The 19,549-nt window shown below is 64.6% G+C and carries 19 protein-coding genes; 13 read left to right on the top strand and 6 right to left on the bottom strand.

The features are described 5' to 3' along the window. The 6 genes from CH276_RS12690 to CH276_RS12715 are packed head-to-tail and all read left to right on the top strand — an operon-like array spanning position 1 to position 7,063. Positions 1 to 1,260 (top strand): FAD-dependent monooxygenase, encoded by a 1,260-nt coding sequence (locus CH276_RS12690; RefSeq protein WP_094629337.1) that lies wholly within the window; start codon positions 1 to 3, stop codon positions 1,258 to 1,260. Beyond that, on the top strand, positions 1,257 to 2,726 hold the full coding sequence (locus tag CH276_RS12695; RefSeq protein WP_254923926.1) for an MFS transporter: 1,470 nt from the start codon (positions 1,257 to 1,259) through the stop codon (positions 2,724 to 2,726). The genes CH276_RS12690 and CH276_RS12695 overlap by 4 nt, the downstream gene beginning before the upstream one ends. Then, complete coding sequence (locus CH276_RS12700) at positions 2,726 to 3,577, top strand: FAD binding domain-containing protein (protein ID WP_094629336.1); 852 nt, start codon at positions 2,726 to 2,728, stop codon at positions 3,575 to 3,577. The genes CH276_RS12695 and CH276_RS12700 overlap by 1 nt, the downstream gene beginning before the upstream one ends. Next, positions 3,574 to 5,940 (top strand): xanthine dehydrogenase family protein molybdopterin-binding subunit, encoded by a 2,367-nt coding sequence (locus CH276_RS12705; protein WP_254923925.1) that lies wholly within the window; start codon positions 3,574 to 3,576, stop codon positions 5,938 to 5,940. The genes CH276_RS12700 and CH276_RS12705 overlap by 4 nt, the downstream gene beginning before the upstream one ends. Continuing rightward, the gene (locus CH276_RS12710; RefSeq protein WP_094629335.1) at positions 5,937 to 6,440 is read left to right on the top strand and encodes a (2Fe-2S)-binding protein; all 504 of its coding nucleotides are present in this window, start codon (positions 5,937 to 5,939) and stop codon (positions 6,438 to 6,440) included. The genes CH276_RS12705 and CH276_RS12710 overlap by 4 nt, the downstream gene beginning before the upstream one ends. Next, complete coding sequence (locus CH276_RS12715) at positions 6,437 to 7,063, top strand: SRPBCC family protein (RefSeq protein ID WP_094629334.1); 627 nt, start codon at positions 6,437 to 6,439, stop codon at positions 7,061 to 7,063. The genes CH276_RS12710 and CH276_RS12715 overlap by 4 nt, the downstream gene beginning before the upstream one ends. Positions 7,064 to 7,067: 4 nt before the next feature. Here CH276_RS12715 and CH276_RS12720 read toward each other — a convergent pair whose 3' ends face one another. Both CH276_RS12720 and CH276_RS12725 read right to left on the bottom strand, forming a co-directional pair. Continuing rightward, positions 7,068 to 7,733, bottom strand: coding sequence for an aspartate/glutamate racemase family protein (locus CH276_RS12720; RefSeq protein ID WP_254923923.1), 666 nt, complete (start codon positions 7,731 to 7,733; stop codon positions 7,068 to 7,070). A 3-nt stretch (positions 7,734 to 7,736) separates the two neighbouring features. After that, a complete protein-coding gene (locus CH276_RS12725) occupies positions 7,737 to 9,155 on the bottom strand; it encodes an MFS transporter (protein ID WP_094629333.1) in 1,419 nt (472 codons plus the stop codon). A gap of 200 nt (positions 9,156 to 9,355) precedes the next feature. Here CH276_RS12725 and CH276_RS12730 point away from each other — a divergent pair, with 200 nt between their 5' ends. Beyond that, positions 9,356 to 10,030: a GntR family transcriptional regulator gene (locus tag CH276_RS12730; protein ID WP_094629332.1), complete on the top strand. Its 675-nt coding sequence runs from the start codon at positions 9,356 to 9,358 to the stop codon at positions 10,028 to 10,030. Positions 10,031 to 10,046: 16 nt separating this feature from the next. Here the strand turns inward: CH276_RS12730 and CH276_RS12735 are convergent, their stop codons facing one another. Then, the gene (locus tag CH276_RS12735) at positions 10,047 to 11,165 is read right to left on the bottom strand and encodes a YbfB/YjiJ family MFS transporter (RefSeq protein WP_094629331.1); all 1,119 of its coding nucleotides are present in this window, start codon (positions 11,163 to 11,165) and stop codon (positions 10,047 to 10,049) included. A 155-nt stretch (positions 11,166 to 11,320) separates the two neighbouring features. On the opposite strand from CH276_RS12735, the gene CH276_RS12740 reads away from it, so the two are divergent. From CH276_RS12740 to CH276_RS28490, 4 genes are all read left to right on the top strand, one after another. Then, the gene (locus CH276_RS12740; protein ID WP_094629330.1) at positions 11,321 to 11,620 is read left to right on the top strand and encodes a type VII secretion target; all 300 of its coding nucleotides are present in this window, start codon (positions 11,321 to 11,323) and stop codon (positions 11,618 to 11,620) included. Further along, on the top strand, positions 11,617 to 12,600 hold the full coding sequence (locus tag CH276_RS12745; protein WP_094629329.1) for a WXG100 family type VII secretion target: 984 nt from the start codon (positions 11,617 to 11,619) through the stop codon (positions 12,598 to 12,600). Before CH276_RS12740 ends, CH276_RS12745 begins: the two co-directional genes overlap by 4 nt. A gap of 206 nt (positions 12,601 to 12,806) precedes the next feature. After that, the gene (locus tag CH276_RS28485; protein ID WP_176459234.1) at positions 12,807 to 13,544 is read left to right on the top strand and encodes a hypothetical protein; all 738 of its coding nucleotides are present in this window, start codon (positions 12,807 to 12,809) and stop codon (positions 13,542 to 13,544) included. Further along, positions 13,541 to 14,071 (top strand): LpqN/LpqT family lipoprotein, encoded by a 531-nt coding sequence (locus tag CH276_RS28490; protein ID WP_176459235.1) that lies wholly within the window; start codon positions 13,541 to 13,543, stop codon positions 14,069 to 14,071. The genes CH276_RS28485 and CH276_RS28490 overlap by 4 nt, the downstream gene beginning before the upstream one ends. Here CH276_RS28490 and CH276_RS12755 read toward each other — a convergent pair. After that, a complete protein-coding gene (locus tag CH276_RS12755; RefSeq protein ID WP_094629327.1) occupies positions 14,068 to 15,435 on the bottom strand; it encodes an MmgE/PrpD family protein in 1,368 nt (455 codons plus the stop codon). The two genes, CH276_RS28490 and CH276_RS12755, sit on opposite strands and share 4 nt — an antisense overlap. Positions 15,436 to 15,613: 178 nt before the next feature. Between CH276_RS12755 and CH276_RS12760 the strand changes: the two genes are divergently transcribed. Both CH276_RS12760 and CH276_RS12765 read left to right on the top strand, forming a co-directional pair. After that, complete coding sequence (locus tag CH276_RS12760; RefSeq protein ID WP_094629326.1) at positions 15,614 to 16,426, top strand: cyclase family protein; 813 nt, start codon at positions 15,614 to 15,616, stop codon at positions 16,424 to 16,426. After that, a complete protein-coding gene (locus CH276_RS12765) occupies positions 16,423 to 17,850 on the top strand; it encodes an MmgE/PrpD family protein (protein ID WP_094629325.1) in 1,428 nt (475 codons plus the stop codon). The genes CH276_RS12760 and CH276_RS12765 overlap by 4 nt, the downstream gene beginning before the upstream one ends. 58 nt (positions 17,851 to 17,908) lie before the next feature. On the opposite strand, the gene CH276_RS12770 is transcribed toward CH276_RS12765, so the two are convergent. Beyond that, positions 17,909 to 18,736 (bottom strand): HpcH/HpaI aldolase/citrate lyase family protein, encoded by an 828-nt coding sequence (locus tag CH276_RS12770; protein WP_094629324.1) that lies wholly within the window; start codon positions 18,734 to 18,736, stop codon positions 17,909 to 17,911. Next, complete coding sequence (locus CH276_RS12775; RefSeq protein ID WP_045199332.1) at positions 18,733 to 19,521, bottom strand: IclR family transcriptional regulator; 789 nt, start codon at positions 19,519 to 19,521, stop codon at positions 18,733 to 18,735. Before CH276_RS12775 ends, CH276_RS12770 begins: the two co-directional genes overlap by 4 nt. Positions 19,522 to 19,549: the final 28 nt, after the last annotated feature.

Consider the following 19,549-nt stretch of genomic DNA (forward strand, 5'->3'; position numbering starts at 1 on the left):
ATGGCACCGATCGAAGTGGTCGTCGCAGGCGGCGGCCTGGGCGGGCTGACCGCGGCGCTCTCGCTGCGGCACAGGGGAATCCAGGTAACGATACTCGAAGCTGCCGCCGAGCTCGGCGAGGTCGGCGCAGGCATCCAGACCGCTCCGAACGCCAGCCGCATTCTCATCGCCCTCGGTATGCGCGAGAAGCTCGAAGCGATCAAGACCGAGCCGATGGATCAGGTGCGCAGGCGGTGGGAGAACGGCAAGGTCATCGCGCTCACCGCACTCGGCGAGTACTGCAAGAAAACGTTCAACGCGCCGTACTGGCACTACCACCGCGCAGACCTGCACTCCGCCATCCACGCGCAGTGCCTCGACCCCGACGGCCCGGGCCCGGTCGTGGTGTTCGAGACCGACGCGAAGGTCGTCGAGGTCGATCGCACCGACCCGATGCGGCCCGTCGCGGTCACCGGAGCGGGACGTCGGTACGAATCGGATCTGCTCATCGGAGCCGACGGAATCCGATCGACGGTGCGCGATCTCATCGGTCTGCCCGATACGCTGGTGTTCTCCGGCGAAATGGCATACCGCGCACTCATTCCGGGTGATCGCATCGTCAAGGATCCGGCCACCCGCTGGCTCGTCGACCGATACCAGAGCACCATCTGGTACGGACCCGACCGACACCTGGTGCACTACATGATTCGTGACGGCGAATACCTCAATGTCGTTGCGCTGGCACCGTGTACCGACGAGGTCCGCGACGGTGGACCACGGCTCGTCGGACCCGAGGAACTGATGGCGACGTTCCCGGACTGGGACGACCGTGCCCACGCGATGCTGTCCAAGGCCGACGAGAACGTGCTGTGCCAGGCGCTCTACTACCGCAGGCCCGACCCGCGTTGGACCGACGGCCGCGTCGCGCTGCTGGGCGATGCCTGCCACGCCATGCTGCCGTACCAGGCGCAAGGTGCGTCGCAGGCCATGGAGGACGCCGCCGTGCTGGCCGAGGAACTCGCGAAGGTGACCGCGAGCGGAATCGACGACGCGTTGGCGCGCTACGTCTTTCGCCGGGCCCGACACGCGCGGATGGTGCAGGACGCGAGCTTGCAGAACAAGACCTTCTACCACATACCCGATGGACCCGAGCAGCAGAAGCGGGACGCGACACTGGCGTCGTTCGATGGGGAGTCCGACATCTCGTACGACTGGCTGTGGAGCGGTACACCGCTCGACGACAGCGACGACGAGAAATTCCATTACTCGTTCGTCCGATGACGACCTCGGACCACAACACCGCGCCGGAGGCTGCGATGACGACCTCGGACCACAACACCGCGCCGGAGGCTGCGATGAAGACTGGTGATCAGGTAGTACAGGAACTCCCCTGGAAATGGGGTGTGCAGGGCAAGATCTTCATCATCGGCGGGCTGGGTTACATGTTCGACGCCTGGGACGTGGCGCTGAACGGCTTCTTGACGCCGCTGCTCGGAAGTTACTGGGATCTGTCCCAGGCCGAGCGCGGGCTCGTCGCCACCGGCAACCTGATCGGCATGGCCGTCGGAGCCGTCGTGTGGGGAACTATCGCCGACCGAGTGGGGCGAAAACGTGCATTCTCGTTGACGCTGTTGATCTTTGCGCTGTTCTCGGTCCTGGGTGCTTTCGCGCCGAGCTTCGAGATCTTCATCGTTCTGCGGTTCCTCGCAGGGTTCGGCCTCGGCGGCTGCATCCCGGTGGACTACGCGTTGGTCAGCGAATTCTCGCCACGCCGCATTCGCGGCAAGATTCTGTCCGCGATGGACGTCTGGTGGCCGATCGGTGCCACCATCTGCGGCGTCGTGGCAACACTTCTGGTCCCGATCGATGGTGATGTTCGCTGGCGCTACATGCTGCTGTTCATGGTTCTGCCTGCGCTGCTGCTGTTCTGGGTCCGACGCGGTATCCCGGAGTCGCCCATCTACCTCGCCAAGGTCGGCCGAGAAGCAGAGGCCCGCGCCGTCATCGACGACATGGTGACGCGCACCGGATCCGAGGCCGTCGAGTACGTCATCGTCGCCGATACCGCACCGAAGGGTCCGGGCGGCATGAAAGCTGCTCTGACACAGCTCAAATCGGTCTGGCGTTACAGCCCGCGCATCACCGCCGCAGCCTGGATGCTGTTCGTGTCCATCATGCTGCTCTACTACGCAGCGCTGAGCTGGATGCCGTCCATCCTCCGCGCCGAGGGCTACGGAGAGTTCGCAGCCTTCGCCGGTACGACGCTCATGACCGGAGTCGGCATCGTCGGTGTGCTCACCTCGGCGTTCATCGTGGAGATCTTCGGACGCAAGTGGGTCATCGGGCTGTCCGGCCCGATCGCGGGTAGCGCGCTGGTCATGTTCGCCGTGATGCTCGACATCCAATCGGCTGCACTGATCTGGCTCGGCATCTTCGGATTCGTCATCCAGCTGACCATCCCGGTGCTGTACTGCTACGTCTCGGAGTTGTATCCCACCAACATCCGTGCCTCGGGATTCGGGTACGCCTCCTCGGTCAGTCGGGTGGCCACCGGCTTCGCGCCACTGCTCTTCGGCTCGGTGATGTGGCCGATCCTGGGTCTGCCGTTGACCTTCGGCATCGTCACCGCGTTCGTGTTGTTCGCGGTCATCTGGATGGCGTACTTCGCACCCGAGACCAAGGGGCGCGAACTCGACACCCTCGTCGACGAACCCACCGAGGTAGTCGCAGGCGAGGCACGGGTCTGATGAAGCCCGCACAGTTCGACTACCACCGGGCGCGCGATGTCTCGGGTGCAGTGCGGCTGCTGTCCGAGCTCGGCGAGGACGCGAAGATCATCGCCGGAGGCCAGTCTCTGGTCGCCATGATGAACTTCCGCCTCGCCCGGCCCGGGCACCTGGTCGACGTGGGTGGGTTGACCACTCTGCAGTACATCCGCCGAGAATCCGACGGCCTGCACATCGGGGCGCTCACCACCCACCACGACGTCGAATCCGGCGACGTGGGAACGGACTTCGCCGTCCTTTGCGAGGCCATGCGGTGGGTGGGGCACTACCCGATCCGTACGCGCGGCACGGTCGGCGGCAGCATCGCTCATGCGGACGCCACCGCGGAATGGTGCTTGCTCGCCATCCTGCTTGACGCCCGCATCGTCGTCGAGAGCGTGCGGGGGCGGCGAACCGTCGAGGCAGACTCGTTCTTCTTCGGGTACTACTCCACCGATCTCGCATTCGACGAGATGATCGTCGAGATCGTGTTCCCGAACCCGGCACCGCACGCTGCGGTGACCGAATACGCCGAACGACAGGGAGATTTTGCGATCGTCGGCGCAGCAGTGTCCCTCGATCTCGACGGCGTGGCCGTGGTGGGCGGGCGCGTCGCCCTCGCCGGGGTCGGCGCGACCCCGATGCGATCTCCCGCCGGCGAGGCCGCGCTCGCGGCAGGAGGAACGTTTGCCGACTGCGCGGACGCCGCAGCCGAAGCACTGGAACTGGAGGACGAGGGCATGGTCACCGCCGAGTACCGCCGCGCCCTGGTGCGCACGTTGGTCGCCGAAGCCTGCAGTGACGCACTGGTATCGCAGGGGGTGCCCACGTGAGCGTCGATCAGGTTCTCACGCCGAAATTCGTCGGCACCTCGGTCGCACGCCGCGAGGATCCGCGGTTGCTCACCGGCCGAGGCAGATTTGTCGACGACATCGCGATGCCGGGAATGCTGCACGCGCAGTTCGTCCGAAGCACCGTCCCGGCCGGATCGATCACCGCTCTCGACGTCGGTGACGTCGCCGGAGTCGAGGGAGTGCGCGGCGTCTTCACCGCGGCGGACTTGGACCTGCGGCCGATCCGCGCCGAATTGTCGCGTCCGCTCAGCGAATTCGTGCCCACCGACATGCCCGTGCTGGCGCACGACGTCGTACGTTACGTCGGTGAGCCGCTGGCCATCGTCGTTGCCGCCGATGCGTACAGCGTCGAGGATGGGCTCGAAGCGGCACGAGTGTCGTACCGGACCGTCACCGCAGTCACCTCCGCAGATCAGGCCATATCCGAGGGCGTGCCCCTGGTGCACGATTCGGTGCCGAACAACACCGTCGTGGACGTGCAGATGTTCGCGACCGACGGCATCGACGAGATATTCGACGACGCGCACACCGTGGTGTCCGTGCAGTCCAGAACGGGGCGTCAGAACGCACTGCCGCTCGAGACCCGCGGATGCATTGCCTACTGGGACGACCGCGACGAACAGTTGATCATCTACATCTGCACGCAGGTCCCGCACCAGGTTCGCACCGTCACCGCGCTCTGCCTCGGTCTCGACGAACGCCAGGTTCGGGTTGTCGTGCCCGACATGGGCGGCGGGTTCGGGCAGAAGTGCGTCGTCGGTCGTGAGGAGATCGCCGTCGCGGCAGCTGCATTGAAGCTCCGTCGCCCGGTCAAGTGGATCGAGGACCGCAAGGACGCACTGACGGCCTCGTTCCTGGCCCGCGAACAGCAGTACGACGTGCGAGCCGCGTTCGATTCCGAGGGCCACATTCTCGGCCTCGACGCAGATGTCGTGTGCGACATGGGTGCGTACTCGTGCTACCCCTTCACCGCAGGCATCGAACCGCTCATGGCCTCGGCCGAAATGCCTGGGGTGTATCAGGTTCCGGCATATCGGGTGCGGGGTCGCTCCGTGTTCAGCAACAAGGCACCGACCGCGCCGTACCGAGGGGTGTCCCGGCCGCAGTACGTCATGGTGATGGAGCGGCTGTTCGAGCGAGCGGCTCGTGAACTGCAGCTCGATGCAGTGGAGATCAGGCGACGCAACGTGATCACCGCCTTCCCGTACACCGGCGTCAACAACATCACCTACGACCCGGGCTCGTACCTTGAGGCGCTGAACCTGTGCGAGCAGACCCTTCGCGACGGCGGTTGGTACGACTTCCAGGAGCGGGCAACCGCAGACGGCCGACACATCGGCATCGGATACTCGTGCTTCAGCGAGCGAACCGGGTACGGCAGCAGCGCATTCGCGGCTCGAAAGATGAACGTGGTGCCCGGGTTCGACATCTCGGAGGTCAGGATGGACACCTCCGGAACCGTTGTCGTGACCACCGGAACGATGAGCCACGGGCAGAGTCACGAGACCACGATGGCGCAGATCGTCGCCGACCGACTCGGCATCGGCGTCGAACAGGTCAAGATCGTGCAGGGCGACACCGACCGCATCACCTACGGCTTCGGGTCGTTCGCCTCCCGCTCGATCACCATCGGCGGCAGTGCAGTGGCGTTGGCGTCGAACAAGCTGGGAGACAAACTGTGTGAGATCGCGGCGCACCTGCTGGAGACTTGCGACGACAACGTCGAGCTTGCTTCGGGGCGCGTCCGTCAGCGCGACGACCATTCGAAGTACGTCACCTACCGGGACATCGCCGACGTCGCGTATCTGAAGGCGCAGCTGCTTCCGAAGGGGGTCGAGCCGGGTTTGTCGGCGACGGCGAGCTTCGACGTGTTCAACGACGGTACGTTCTCCAACGCCACGCACGGCGTTGTCGTGGAGTTGCACGAGGGCACCGGGCAGGTGGAAATTCTGAAGTACGTGTGCGTCGAGGACTGCGGAGTCGCCATCAATCCCAAGATCGTCGAAGGACAGTGCCGGGGCGGAATCGCCCAGGGCATCGCCGGTGCGTTGTTCGAGCAGGTGTCGTACGACGATCACGGAAATCCACTGTGCGCCAGCTTCATCGACTACAAGGTGCCCACTGCCTGCGAAATCCCGGACATCGAGATCCATCACCTCGAAACGCCGTGCCTGTTCACCGAATCCGGGGCCAAGGGAGCCGGTGAGGGCGGCACGATCGGCGCACCGGCCGCCGTGCTCAACGCCGTCAACGACGGATTGCGCTCCACCGGAGTCGAACTGAACGACACACCGATCACCCCCGTGGCGGTACAGACGGCACTGGCGAAGGGAAGGCCATGAGCAGCAAGCAACTGATCGAACTGAATGTCAACGGAACCATCCATGAGGTGATCACCGAACCACGCCGGACTCTGGTCGATGTACTGCGGCACGATCTGCAGCTCACCGGAACGCATGTCGGCTGCGAGCACGGCGTGTGCGGAGCCTGCACCGTGCTGATCGACGGCAAGCCGGCCCGTGCCTGTCTGACATTCGCCGCACAGGTGGAGAACTCCGATATCAGGACCGTCGAATCACTCGGCATCGATGGTGAATTGAACGATCTGCAGCAGGCCTTCGCAGACCACCACGGTCTGCAGTGCGGCTTCTGTACACCGGGATTCCTGATGTTGGCCGAGGGCTACCTCGCCGACAACCCCGATGCGACCAAGGAACAGATCCGCGAGGTGGTGGCGTCGAACTACTGCCGCTGTACCGGGTATCAAACCATCGTCGAGGCAATCGACTCGTGTGCCGAGCAGCGACGCTGCGCCGGCTGTGTGAACGGAGTTCGCAAGTGATACTGACCAACACGCTCGATATCGATGCCTCGGCCGAGGACGTGTTCCGGCTGATCAACGATGTCGAGAAAGTCGCGACCTGCGTACCGGGTGCTGCCATCACCGGTAAGGACGGCGAGACCTACCTCGGTGGAGTCAAGGTCAAGGTCGGCCCGATCAGCGCGTCGTACGCCGGCACGATTCGGTTCCTCGAGGTCGATGCCGAAACCCGGACGCTCTCACTCGAAGCCAAAGGAGCCGACTCGCACGGAAACGGCGATGCCGAGGCCCAGGTGAAACTGGCGGTCGAGGCGATCGGTGACCGTACGCGGTTGACCCTGAACACCGATCTGGTGATCAGCGGAAAGATCGTGTCGTTCGGTAAGGGCGCGATCGTCGCGGTGTCGAACAAGGTGCTGCAACAGTTCGCCGTCAATCTCGGTGCGCTGCTCAGTGGTTCGGCCACGGCCGATCCAACTACGCCTGCAGCGGTGAGGACTGCTGCTGCGAGCCCGGCCGGCGGCGAATTGAATGCGATGAGCCTGATGCCCGAACCGGTGCGCAAGTACGCACCGATCGCGGGCATCTTCCTCGCCGGAATGGTCGAGGGCTGGCTGGTGTCCAGGGCCTTCGGGCGACGGTAGAGAGCTAACTGCGCACCGCGCTCGAGATTCTGTCGACGACCATCGCAACGGCACTCGGAACCGGCTCGATGACATCCACGTCGGTGCGCAGCGCCAGCCGCCGGGCCGAATCGCTCAACGGTCCGCCGCCGATGACAACGGCGCTCGCTCCGGCTGCCACTGCAGCATCGACCGCCGTTCCCAGTTCGTCGACGCTCGACGCGAGGTCCTCGGCCAGGACCAACGGCGATGACGCGGTGAGGAACACACCCGCGAAATCGCCGTCGGGCACGGTGGCACGAGTCAGTGCATCGAGCTGGGCGGCGAGATCGGCTGTGGTGGTGGCGATCGCGAAGCAGCGACCGCCTCGTGCGGCGTGCAGGATTCCTGCCTCTCCGATCCCGACGACCGGAATGTCGACGAGGGCTCGGAGTTCGGCCGCACCGGGATCACCGAACGCGCCGACGATCACAGCGGCGGGGCCATGGTGCTCGATCGCGTCGAGGGCCGCCGCTACGACTTCCGGTCCGGCAGCCCGCAGCTGTTCGGTGCCGGTGATCATCGCCGGTCCGGTACCCGCGGTGATCCCGATGACGGTGAATTCCGTGTCGTGGAGCCAACGTCGAGCAACGTCGACGATCAGCTGCGTCGTTGCAGTGTTCGAGTTGGGGTTGACCATGAGAATCTTCACTGCTCAGCCATCTTCCGGCATGGGTTGTCCGAAGGTCTCTTTCGGGAACTGCACGGCAATGCCGCACACGATGAACAGGCCGGCCAGCATCGCGAACATGGCACCCACGCCGGACGAGTCCAGTACGGCTCCGGCAATGAGCGGGAACAGTCCGCCGGAGAGGGAGCCCAGCGCCAGGATCACCGATGTCGCGAGGCCACGGATTCGCGTGGGGTACTGCTCGGGCGCGAACAGCCAGATCGTCGTGTTGAGGATGATGACCGAGAAATTGAACAGTGCACCGAAGACCAGTACGAGGCCGATCGACGTTGCGAAGAAGCCGAATCCGAGCCCGGCGACGATACCGAGAACGGCACCACCGGTCAGAGTCACCTTGCGGGGAAGTTTGCGGGCGATCAGTGCGGCGGTCAGCGCGCCGATGAGCGATCCGGATTGCATCACGAGGGTGTACCAGAGCGCACTCGAGATCGACATTCCCCGCTCGGTCAGAATGACGGGAATGAGTGTGAGCATCGAGATCTGCGCTGCGTAGGACATGCAGACGGCAATGCCGAGGGCGAGAGTGCTTCTGCGGTAACGCTTGCCGAACATTTCCGTCCACCGTGCGCGCGGTACGGCGGGATCGTCGACCGAGGTGTCGACGTTCAAGTACTGAACCTCGGATTCGAGCGTGCCGCGAAGCTTGCCTTGCGCCAAGCGGTTGATGACGGTATTGGCCTCGGCCACACGGCCTGTCGCGGCGAGGAAGCGAGGCGTTTCCGGAAGCGAACGGCGGTAGAGCACGACCGCGAGTGCGGGCAGTACGAGTAGACCGAACAGCCATCGCCAGCGGTCGTCACCGGTGAAGATTGCGAAGACGATGACCCCGAACAGTGGGGCGAGCATGTTGCCCAGACCTGCAGCTGCGACGTTGATCATGCCGACCGCGGTACCGCGATGCTTGGCGGAGAAGAATTCGGAGAGCATGATCACCGCTACGGCGATCTCACCGCCGAGTCCGAGCCCGACCAGGAAGCGCGCGCCCACCAACACCTCGTAGTTGGGTGCGAATGCGCACAGTAGTGAGCCGAACGCGAAGACGAGAAGGTTTGCACCGAGGAGGGTTCGACGACCGAAACGGTCCATCACCGCTCCGGCCAGGATGCGCCCGAGTGCGACGGCGGTGAACGTCGCGGTGTTCAGCAGTCCGATCTCGGTTCCGCCGAGGCCCCAGGATTCACGCAGGAGCGGTCCGGTGATGCCGACGGCATTCTGTTCGATGGCGTCGAAGAAGACACCGAACAGGACCATGGCGACGATGCCGAAGTGCGCTGTGGTGAGGCCGATCTTCGAGTACGACGCCTCTATCTGTTCGCTGAGGCTGCCGGTCTCGGGTGGTGGGTCGATCGGTGACGGCTTCTCGTTCGTGGTCGGGACGCTCATCCCAGTGCCTCTCGCTCGGTGGTATACCAACAGCGGAGAATTTACGGAGCTACGCGCCGCGACAGGTTTCTCGGCGGTAACACTTGCGTTTCCAGATCCTCTCACCTGCTTCTTTTTGTCGAGGTGATCATTGGTCAACGTTCTGCCGATGGCCCCTGTGGATGCGCGGTATACCTGCGGTTCGCTGGTATACAAGCAACATGGCATCCACGGAAGGTCGCGAATCGCTGTCGCGTTCGGTGTTCGAAGCGATCAGAACACGCATCCTCGACGGCCGCCTCCGACCTGGTGAAACGCTGAGCGAGCGCAATCTGGGTACCGAGCTGCAGGTGTCGAGGGTGCCGATTCGTGAGGCACTTCCATTGCTCGAAGCAGCCGGGTTGGTGACGCTGTCGCCGAGACGCCCTGCCGTGGTGACGGGAGTGACCAGAAGTTCGGTCGACGAGTTGTACGACATCAGGTCCGCACTCGAGCCGCTCGTTGCTCGCCGGGCAGCGTCCGCTGTGTCGGCGGGAGCGGACTCGTCATCGTTGGTCGACGCCGTGTCCCGTGCAGGTGCCGCTCTCGAGCGGGGCGATCTACTCGAGTTCCATCACGCGAGCTCCGGAGTGCACTCGGGGATCGAGGAATTGTCCGCCAACCGACTGTTCCCGGTCATCATGGAACCACTGCGGGAGCGCAGTAACCGACTCAACATGGCCAATCTCGAACGAGATCCGTCGCTGCGCCACGGGGAGCATGTCTCCCTCGTCGACGCCATCGCCAAGGGGGACTCGGAGTTGGCGGCCGCGGTTGCGTTCGCGCACGTGGAATGGGGCAGAGCGCGAACGTTCGAGACTCTGACGCAAGTTCCGGGCTACGACCCACAGCACTGAGCCGACCGAGCCGTACTCATCGCGATGCGGTCAGTCGGGACACCCGTACGGCCCCGGCGGTCCCGAGGATCAGCACGCCGGTTGCGACTGCGAAGGCGATCGAATAGGAGTCGCCGATCGCAGGTGCAACGATCAGCGGGCCGAGAACCTGCCCGACGCCGTAGAACGCAGTCAGTGTTGCTGCGGTACGCCCGATGGGCAGTGTCTGGGCGGTGCTCATCGTCAACATCGTGATGCCCATGAACGTTCCGCCGAACAGCAGAGCCGAGAACACGGCAGCAACGGTGTTCCCGGTCAGAGCGGGGAGTACCGCTGCGATCGACTGCAACGCGAACGCTGCCACCAGGGCGTTGCGCGTGCTGGTTCGGCGGGCGACTGCCTGCCACAACACAGTCGCCGGTACCGCGGCGAATCCGACGACGATCCACACCGCCGGACCCACCGATGTGCTGCCGTGGCCACCGACCGCCGCCACGAGGAACGTACCGACGATGATGTAGCCGAGACCTTCGAGGAAGTACGCGAACAGCAACGTCCGCCAGACGGTCCGGGTCCTGCGGTCGATGTCGCCGGGTTCAGCCCGCGCTGCGGGCTCGGGATGCACCCGTAGCGTCCACGCCGGGGCGATGAGGACCGTTGTCAGGAGCGCCGAGCACACCCACAGCGCCTCCCATGACAGGTGCGGTCCGACGAGCAGGGTCAGAATTCCCGACGCCGCGATGCCTGCGCCGACACCGCCGAACGCGATACCGGGGGAAGCGCCGTCGGCGCGATGCTTCGTGACGGTGCTCGCGCACGCGATGAAAACCGCTGCGCTCGCCAGGCCCGCCAGGAACCTCAGTGCGGAGAACGCGGCGGTGGAATGGGCAGCGGCCATGGCCAACTCGCTGGCGACGAGTATCACTGTCCACAGACGGAACGATGTCGTCGTGTTGATCGACGGGCGCACGGACAACACGATTGCTCCGACGAGGTAGCCGGCGTAGTTCGCGGTCGCGATGACGGCACCGCTGCTCGGCGTGACCTCCGATGCATCGACCATGATCGGCAGCAGCGGCGTGAACACGAATCGTCCGACACCCATCGCGGCCGCGAGTCCGGCCGCGGCAGCGAACGACAGTCGACGGCCGTTCATGGCGAGCACCCCCTATATCGTTAGCCGGGCCAACGGTACCCGCCGCATTCACGACCCCGGAATCGGACCGGACGGAACCGATCCGAGCCCACAGGCGTCAAACCCCATGACGCCGAAACACCGGGCGTCGATACGGTGCGACTCGGGGGAGCGTCATGGCAGTGAATGTGGATCCAGTGATCCTGCGGCAGTTCTCGAATATGTTGTCGGCGACCGGCGGGGTGATCCGTGAGTTGGATGCTCTTGCTCCGTTCCGTGAATCGGAGAATGCGTTGCTGGGTAGCGACTTCCACGCAGCGTGCGCGGCGGCGGCGGCTGCAGCGGCGGGAGCTGTTGCAGCTCTGGCCGGGCGCGCGGAATGCGTCGCAGACATCGCCCGCGGCGTCGCGCAGAACTACGCGATCACCGACGACGAACTCGCCCGCCGGCTCGATGCGATGGACCGGCCGAAATGACCCCGACGGTCCCGCATGTCGCGGGGTGGGAGCCGGAGTCCATGCGCAAGACGATGATCGAACTCTCGGAGATCGTCGAGCGCGTCAACGGCCAGCGCACCGGAGTGCTCGAGGAGCAGGACGCGTTGGCCGAGACCTGGACCGGCGAAGCAGCCGACGCCGCAGCCGAACGCGTGGTGACCGAGTGCTCCCGGATGGGCTCGGTGTGCAGTGAGATCGATTCGCTCGGAAAGGCATTCGAGAGCGCAGCCGGAATCGTGGAAGCCGCAAAGGCGCACCTGCGGGCGCAGGTGTCGGCGGCGACGGCCAGCGGGTTCGCCGTACGAGCCGACGGTGTTGTGGATCCCGAGGGAATGATCGCGCTGATCCCCGACGTGCTCGGCGAGGAGAAGGAGCGACGGGCCGACGAACTGCGCTCTGCTGCAGCACAATTGACACGAGACATCCAAGGGGCGCTGTCGCAGGCCGAGCGCGCTGCGATCGACGCTGCGCTGCAGTTGGCCGAACCCACGAAGCACTTGGCCGAGCTCGCGCTCGGCAGCGCGACCGGGAACGTCGTGGAGAATCCGGACGGATCGTTCTCCTGGATGCCGGACTGGCCCAGCACCGTGGCCTCGTCGGTGATCTCGGGTATGAGCGACGTGACGAGAAGGGTGCTCGAATTTCCGGGTATCGATTCCGTCGACGATGTGGCAAAGAACATCGGACGCGGTCTGGGAGCGTTCGGCTCCGTGGCCGGAGCGATCCCCGGAATGGCCGACAAAATCGACGACGGCATGGACCCGACCGAAGCGGTCATCGTCGAGGCCACACCGATTGCCGCGGGAGCAGTTATGACCTGGGCGTTCGGTGTCCTGGGTGGCATGGCGGGTTCCGTCGTTCCGGGACCTGGGACCGTGGTCGGCGCTGCTGCCGGAATCGCTTTGGGTGGACTCGTCAGCTATGGAGTAGACAAGCTGTTCGAGGCGGCGGGAAAATGAGCGAATGCAGGGACGGTCGGACGCCACAGCGTGAGGACGTGCTGAGCAAAAGCGTGGTAGGACAGAAGTATCCACTGTGGGTGAAAACGTGGCGCAGTGTTCACCTGGGGTGGCTCGTAGCTCTCGGCGTTCTGTCTGCCGTCCTTGCGGCGACAATCGTGACTTCCGGGCTGCTGAGAACAATCGACGCGGACACACTCCTCTTCATGTCGTGGCTGACGTTGCTGATGCTCTTGCCGCTCACCCTCGCAGTATTGTTGTCCGGCATCGGATCTGCCCGGCTTTCACGTTTCGTGCGACCGGTGAACGTCGCCGGAGTCGGCCGAGGCGTGGCAGTGCCGGGGCGGGGAAATGTGTTGTACCGCAGCGGAATACTTGCATTCGCGTTGGTGGCCGGCGTGTCTTACGTCCAATGGGGAGCAGACGAACCCGTAGGTGCTGCGCGTCACCAGCTGAAGATCGTAGTCATGTCGCACTTCGGCGCTCCGATGTTGCTGCTGTTCTTTGCCCTCAGTGTGTTGATCGTCAACCGGACCAGAATTTCACTGCATCCCGATGGCATTGTGGAAGAGATCTATCGTCGCCGCGGGTGGAAGGTCACCACAGCCCTCACGGTCGTGCCGTGGGACGGGATCGTCGAGCTGCAACCGCAGACGCATCCGAATCCGGCCCTGTCACATCCGCACTGGTACCCCACTATCCGAGTCACGTACCGTGCAGCCGACAGCGAATCGGATCAGGAACTGACGCTGATGGTGTGCGAGAAGAAAGTCGAGCCCAACTCGTTGTATGCCCTGTTGCAATGGTGTCGCGACAATCCCTGGGCTCGTGCGCAACTGGGCCACGACGATGCGCGGGAGTTACTGCGTCCGCCCGGTCTGCTCGAGCGCATCCGAGCCGACCGCGCCGCGTCGACCTCCGCTGGAAGGGCTGCGGTCCGGTGACGGTTGCAGAAAGGACGATACAAACCTTTCTCCACGAGGAGGGTGTCGAACTGGTGCCGGTGCACCGCGACGAGTGCGACCGGTTCGGGCTCGAGCTCTCGACGCAACCAGGCTGGGAGGTCGTTGCCGAGCACCTGTTCCCGCATGCCACCGCGGTGCTGTGCTCGCCGGCCAACACAATCGACGGATTCGTTCCGAACGTGGTGGTCCTGGTCGGCAAGCTCAGTCGATCGGTTCATCCGGAATCGTTGCGGGACTGCGGCTTCGGTGACTCCCGGGCGCTGCCCGGATGGGTCGAGATCGGTCACGACCGAGACCCGTTCCGTGCTCTACCGGCAGTCTCGATCGCAGGTCGCTACGACTGCGACGGCCGGTTGCTCTTCGCCCGGACCCGCTACGTCGTGGTCCACCACATCGTCGATCAGTATCTGATTCAGGTGACGGTCACCGTGCCGGATTCGCTACGGCAGAAACTGTCCTGCGCCGCGGACGAATTGATCGAGGACATGCGTATCGGGCGACGCTAGTGCCTGGGCAGCTGGAGCAACAGTGCCGCCACGTCCTCCGTCGCACCGAGGGCATCGACGATGTGTTCGAGAACGGTGGTATCGGATTCGCCGACCAAGCGAGAGATCTTGGCTCGCAGCGCGGCGTAGTCCATCGGAAAATGGTCGATGTCGCCGACCGGATTAGGGGTGGTCGCGGAGACCGAACTTCCGTCCTCGAATTCGATCGTCACCTCGGCGGCTCGACGCTCGGGCAGTAGAGCATCCAGTTCGGGGGACGACGCGACGTCGACTCGAGCGCTGAACAACTCGGCCGACGCGAAAGTTGCACCTCGGGGATCGAGCGATTCGACGTCTATCGCGTCGGACACGAATGCGGCGGACACGACGAACGGCAGCGAGAACATAGCGCCCAGCCTGCTGGAAGGATGTCGGCGAAACAGTGGTTCTGCCAACGAATGCGTGCGCACCCGCACACGTTCGATGTCGTCTGCGAACCATTCGGCGTTCGAGCGCAGGCTCTGCACGGCGTCGACGGCGGCGTGCGTGTACGAGCAGCTCGCGTGCTGCTTCGTGTAGCCCTCGAGCGTGAGCCATCGATCGCCGAGGTCCTCGGTCAGTCGGGCGATGTTCAAGGTCCCGACGATCGCACCCAAGGTGTGCTCGATGGCACCCGAGTTGTGCACCACCCCCGATCGGGCCAGCCTGGCCGCGTTCAAGCCTGCCCGCGCTGCACCGCCGATCCACAGGTTGCGGGAGAAGTTTCCGTCGAGGACCACTGCCCACGGTGCCACCTGCACCAGAGCAGACGACGAGTCGATCGCCGCGGCAACCTCGCTGGCTCCGGCACCGTGGATGAATGCCGCCGCCGTGGCTGCACCGGTGGCACCCCAGTGGCCATGGGTGTGCCAGGAGCTGTTGCGGCTCAGTGCCCAGCCGAATCGAGCGGCGACTTCGTATCCCGCCACGATGGCCGTCAGAAAGGTCGAACCCGAAATCGGCGTTGGTGCCAGTCTGGTGGCAGCGATGGCCGCGGGGAGCACGTGCGCAGCAGGATGACCGGCGGCGTACTTGTTGCCCTCGTCCAGTTCGAGGCAACACGATGCGATCGCGTCGAGCTCGGACGCAGTGTCGACCGTAGTGCCTACGCTCCCGCCGATCGGGTGCGTCGATCCAGTTTCTGCAGTCCAGTTCCTTCGCAATTCGACCATCTCGGCGGAGCGGGCACCGGCGAGCGTGACACCCAGCAGATCGAACAGGACCAACCGGGCCCGGTCGTTCAGCGGTGCGGGCAACGGTGCGCCCCTGAGATCGACCATCACGGCAGCCAGGCGGTCTACCGCGGCAGTATGTTCCGTTGAGCGAAACGAATTGGAGCCATTCATTCGTGGACTGTAGAAGGTTGTAAATCGAAGAGTCAATGATCGAGACGGGTAGGCGGAGGACTGCTACGCTCATCCTGCCGCCGGTGCACTTCTCGGAAGCCTCAAAGCGTTCCGGCTAGCGAAACGACATTACGCTGGTGTGAGGTGACTGCTCAGCGTCGAACGAGGAGATGAAGCAATGTCCGATCAACTTCTTCGTGCCGTCCAGGGGGGCGTGCACGCAGTCGATCTCGGTAGGCAACTGAGGGTCGGCATGCCGCAGTCACCCAATCATCCGCAGTTCTGGCACACGTTGCCGCGCAGGCACGGTGACATGACCCGAGCGGATGGCGGCAGTGCCGCGAACGACATGATCACCACCGGAACGCATGTGGGTACCCATATCGACGCTCTTGCTCACGTCAGCCAGGACGGGAAACTGCACGGCGGGGCCGACGCAGGTCGGTCCTGCCTCGGTGGGAAATACGTCGAACACGGAGTACACACCATCGAGCCCATGATCCGCCGCGGTGTGCTGCTGGACATTCCGAGGCTCCTCGGTGTCGGCCGCTGCGAGGGTGGATACGAGATCACCGTCGACGATCTCGAATCGGCATGTGCAGCAGAGGGTGTCGAGATCGGGGCCGGCGATGTCGTCTTGATTCGCAGCGGCTGGGGGCAGTTGTTCGCCGAAGGGCTGCCCTACGTCGGCGGACCGTCCGGTGTTCCCGGAGTCGGAGAAGCAGGCGCGCAGTGGCTGGCGGACAGAGGCGTACACGCTGCAGGTGCCGACACGATCGCGTTCGAGCGGCTCGCTCCCGGCAGTGGCCACGGTCTGCTACCTGCGCATCGAGTTCTCCTGGTGGAGAGCGGAATTTACATCATCGAGGCGCTCGACCTCGAAGAGCTCGCGCAGCAGGAACTCTTCGAGTTCACGTTCCTCCTCGTGCCGCTGAACATCTTCGGCGCAACGGGTTCGCCGGTCCGGCCGTTGGCGGTGAGGTCCGCATGACCGAACGCACACTCGCGCAGCACATAGCGCATTTCGCCGCGACCACCCGCTACCACGATCTCCCCGAAGCAGTCGTCGCCTCGGTGGGGATGCGAGTACTGGACACACTCGGAATTGCAGTGGCTGCCACCGACCTCGATACCAGTCGGGCCGCGACCGCGTGGGCACGAGAACAAGGTGGGTCGGCAACGGCGTCCGCCGTCGGACTCGATGTTGCACTCCCGCCTGCCATGGCCGCCTTCGTCAACGGCGTGCTCGCGCACTCGCTCGATTTCGACGACACCCATCTGCCGTCGATCCTGCACCCGAGTGCCAGCGTGGTGCCTGCGGCACTCGCGGCCGCTCAAGAGCACGGAGCCGACGGCCGAGAACTCGTGCGTGGCATCGCGATCGGGCTGGAAGTGTGTGTGCGAATCGGAATGGCGGGGTTCGATCCGGAGACCAAGAATTCGGTGTTCTTCGAGCACGGTCAACACGCCACCTCGATCTGCGGTGCCATGGGCAGCGCCGTGGCTGCAGCCGTCATCGGTGGTGCATCCGAGGAACAGATCGTCGACACGATGGGTATCGCGGCCTCGATGGCGTCGGGCATCATCGAGGCCAACCGCACCGGCGGGACGGTCAAGCGTATGCACTGCGGATGGGCGGCGCACTCCGCTCTGTCTGCAGCCGGGCTTGCGCGACACGGGATCACGGGACCGCCGACCGTCCTGGAAGGACGGTTCGGCTTCTTCCAGGCCTGGTTGCACGAACCGGGCCGAGCCGACGAAATCCTGAACGGCCTCGGCTCCGAGTGGGCTGTTCCCGGAATCTTCTTCAAGCCGTACCCGGCCAATCACTTCACCCATGCTGCGATCGACGCGGGAGGAGCCCTTCGCGCGCGTGGAATCGGTCCGGAGCAGATCGAGAAGCTGGAGCTGGGGGTACCTGCGGCGAACCTGCGGACGATCGGCGAACCCATCGACGTCAAGCGCACGCCCGAGACCGGATACATGGCTCAGTTCAGCGGCCCCTACGCGGTTGTGGTCGGGCTGCTGGGCGGGGGAGGACTCGGTGCCGCGCTCGAGGACTACACGGACGAGTTGGCGAAGTCGGCGGATCGACGTGCGCTGATGGCCAAGGTCGACGTGGTGCCGGATGCCCGGTGTGATGCCGTTTTCCCCCATCAGTTCCCGGCGGTGCTGACCGCAACACTGACCGACGGAACGGTCGTGGTCGAAGAGGTGTTGACCACGCGCGGAGGACCAGAACGGCCGCTGTCGTTCGGTGAGGTCTCGACCAAGTTCACCAGCAATGCCGGGCCGTTCCTCTCCGACGTCGAACTGAAAGAATTGGCCGGTCGATGCGATCGGCTCGGGGACCTGACCGACATCGGAACACTGCTTGCTCCGTTGACCGATCTGAAATCGACCACGCAGCAATAGGACAGTCCTCGGGCACCGTCCACTCGTATGGCGGTGCCCGAGCTGCAGTGCGACCGGCTCAGGCCCGGGCGAGGATTTCCCGCGCGCCCCGTACCACTGCTTCGTCGACGAATCTGCCGTTGTCGTCGACGGTCGGACCACCCTGGGCCACGTCGTACAGTTCCACCAGTCGACGGGCTGCAGCCACGTCGTCCGTCGACGGCGTGAGTGCGGCATTGATGATCGGAACCTGGCTCGGGTGCAATGCCGTCCGGCCGCGGAAACCCATCTGCACGAAACGTGCTGTGGTGGTGACGAATCCGTCCAGATCACGGAAGTCGGTCGACGTCGGAGCGATCGGTGCGGCCAATCCCGCTGCAGCGCAGTCGATCACGACGTTCAACCGAATGGCGTCGATCATCGATTCGGTGTGCTCCGATCGTGTGATCCGCAGGTCGGCGAGGAGGTCGACCTCGCCGACCCCGAAGGTTCGAACCCTGTTGCATCGAGCCATCTCCGGCACAGCGCGCAAGGAGTGAGCTGTTTCGATGAGGCCGATCAGCTCGATGTCGGGGAGATTGCGCATGTCGAGGAATCGGTCCGCACGTGTCAGGGACTCGGTCGAACACTTCGCCACCATGATGCCGGTGACTGCGGTTCCGGCGACGGCCTCGAGATCCTGCGTCATGAACTCAGGGGTGACCCGAATCCAGATCTGGGTGTCGGTGGATGACCTCGACGCCAACCACTGTGCGACCTCGTTGCGCGCTCGGTCCTTGTCCGGCAGCGGAACTGCGTCCTCCAAATCGATGATCACCGCGTCGGTCTCTCCGCGCACCGCCTTGTCGAACAGCTGCGGCTTGTTCGCGGGGACGTAGAGGAACGATCGGGCGGATGTAGGGATCATCGGGCTGCTCGCGCTTCCAGGATGGTGGTGATCGATCGAGCCGCGGCGACGACCTGGCCGGCGTGGACGATGTGCTCGTCGTCCGCTGAGGAGGAGTAGCGAAAGGCCGGACCGGACGAGCTGACCGAACCGAGGACGTGGCCCGCGGCGTCGAAGAAGGGAGCGGCGATCGATGCTGCACCGGTATTGCGCTCGTTCGTCGAGGTCGCGTACCCGTTGGTGCGGATGTCGTCGAGGCGAGCGCGGAAGCGGGTCTCGTCGGCGTCAGGGGTGGTGCTGCGGAGTTCCTGGAAGGCTTCCTCCGCGAATCGGTCGGGGAGGAACGCCAGGATCGCTCGGCTCGACGCTCCCGAGTGCAATGCGTACTGCGGGCCGATTTCGACGACCATCTTCACTTCCTGCGGGCTCTCGTACTGATCAAGATAGACGCGGCGGTGCCCGACGAGTACCGACAGCGTGGCAGTTTCACGTGTGTTCGCACGGAGCGCACGCAATACCGGAGCGGCGATGGACCGCACGTCGAGTTGGCTCCAGGCCTTGGTTCCGAGTCCGATCGCGGCGGGACCGAGGGAATACGTCGACTCGCCCGCGACGGGCTGCACGATCGACCGCGATGCGAGCGATTGCAGAATGCGGTGCACCACAGCCTTGCTCAGCCCAAGCGTTCGAGCGATCTCCGATACGCCGAGTGCGCGATCGGATTGGGCGAATGCGATGAGCACGTCGGCGACACGATCGGCCGACTCGGTGCCGGTCGATGTCTCCAGTACTGGCCTGCTGACCATAAGTGCCACCTTTCGGATGTGCATGCGT

Origin of the sequence: Rhodococcus sp. 06-470-2, assembly GCF_002258235.1 — a bacterium.
GTDB lineage: Bacteria > Actinomycetota > Actinomycetes > Mycobacteriales > Mycobacteriaceae > Rhodococcoides.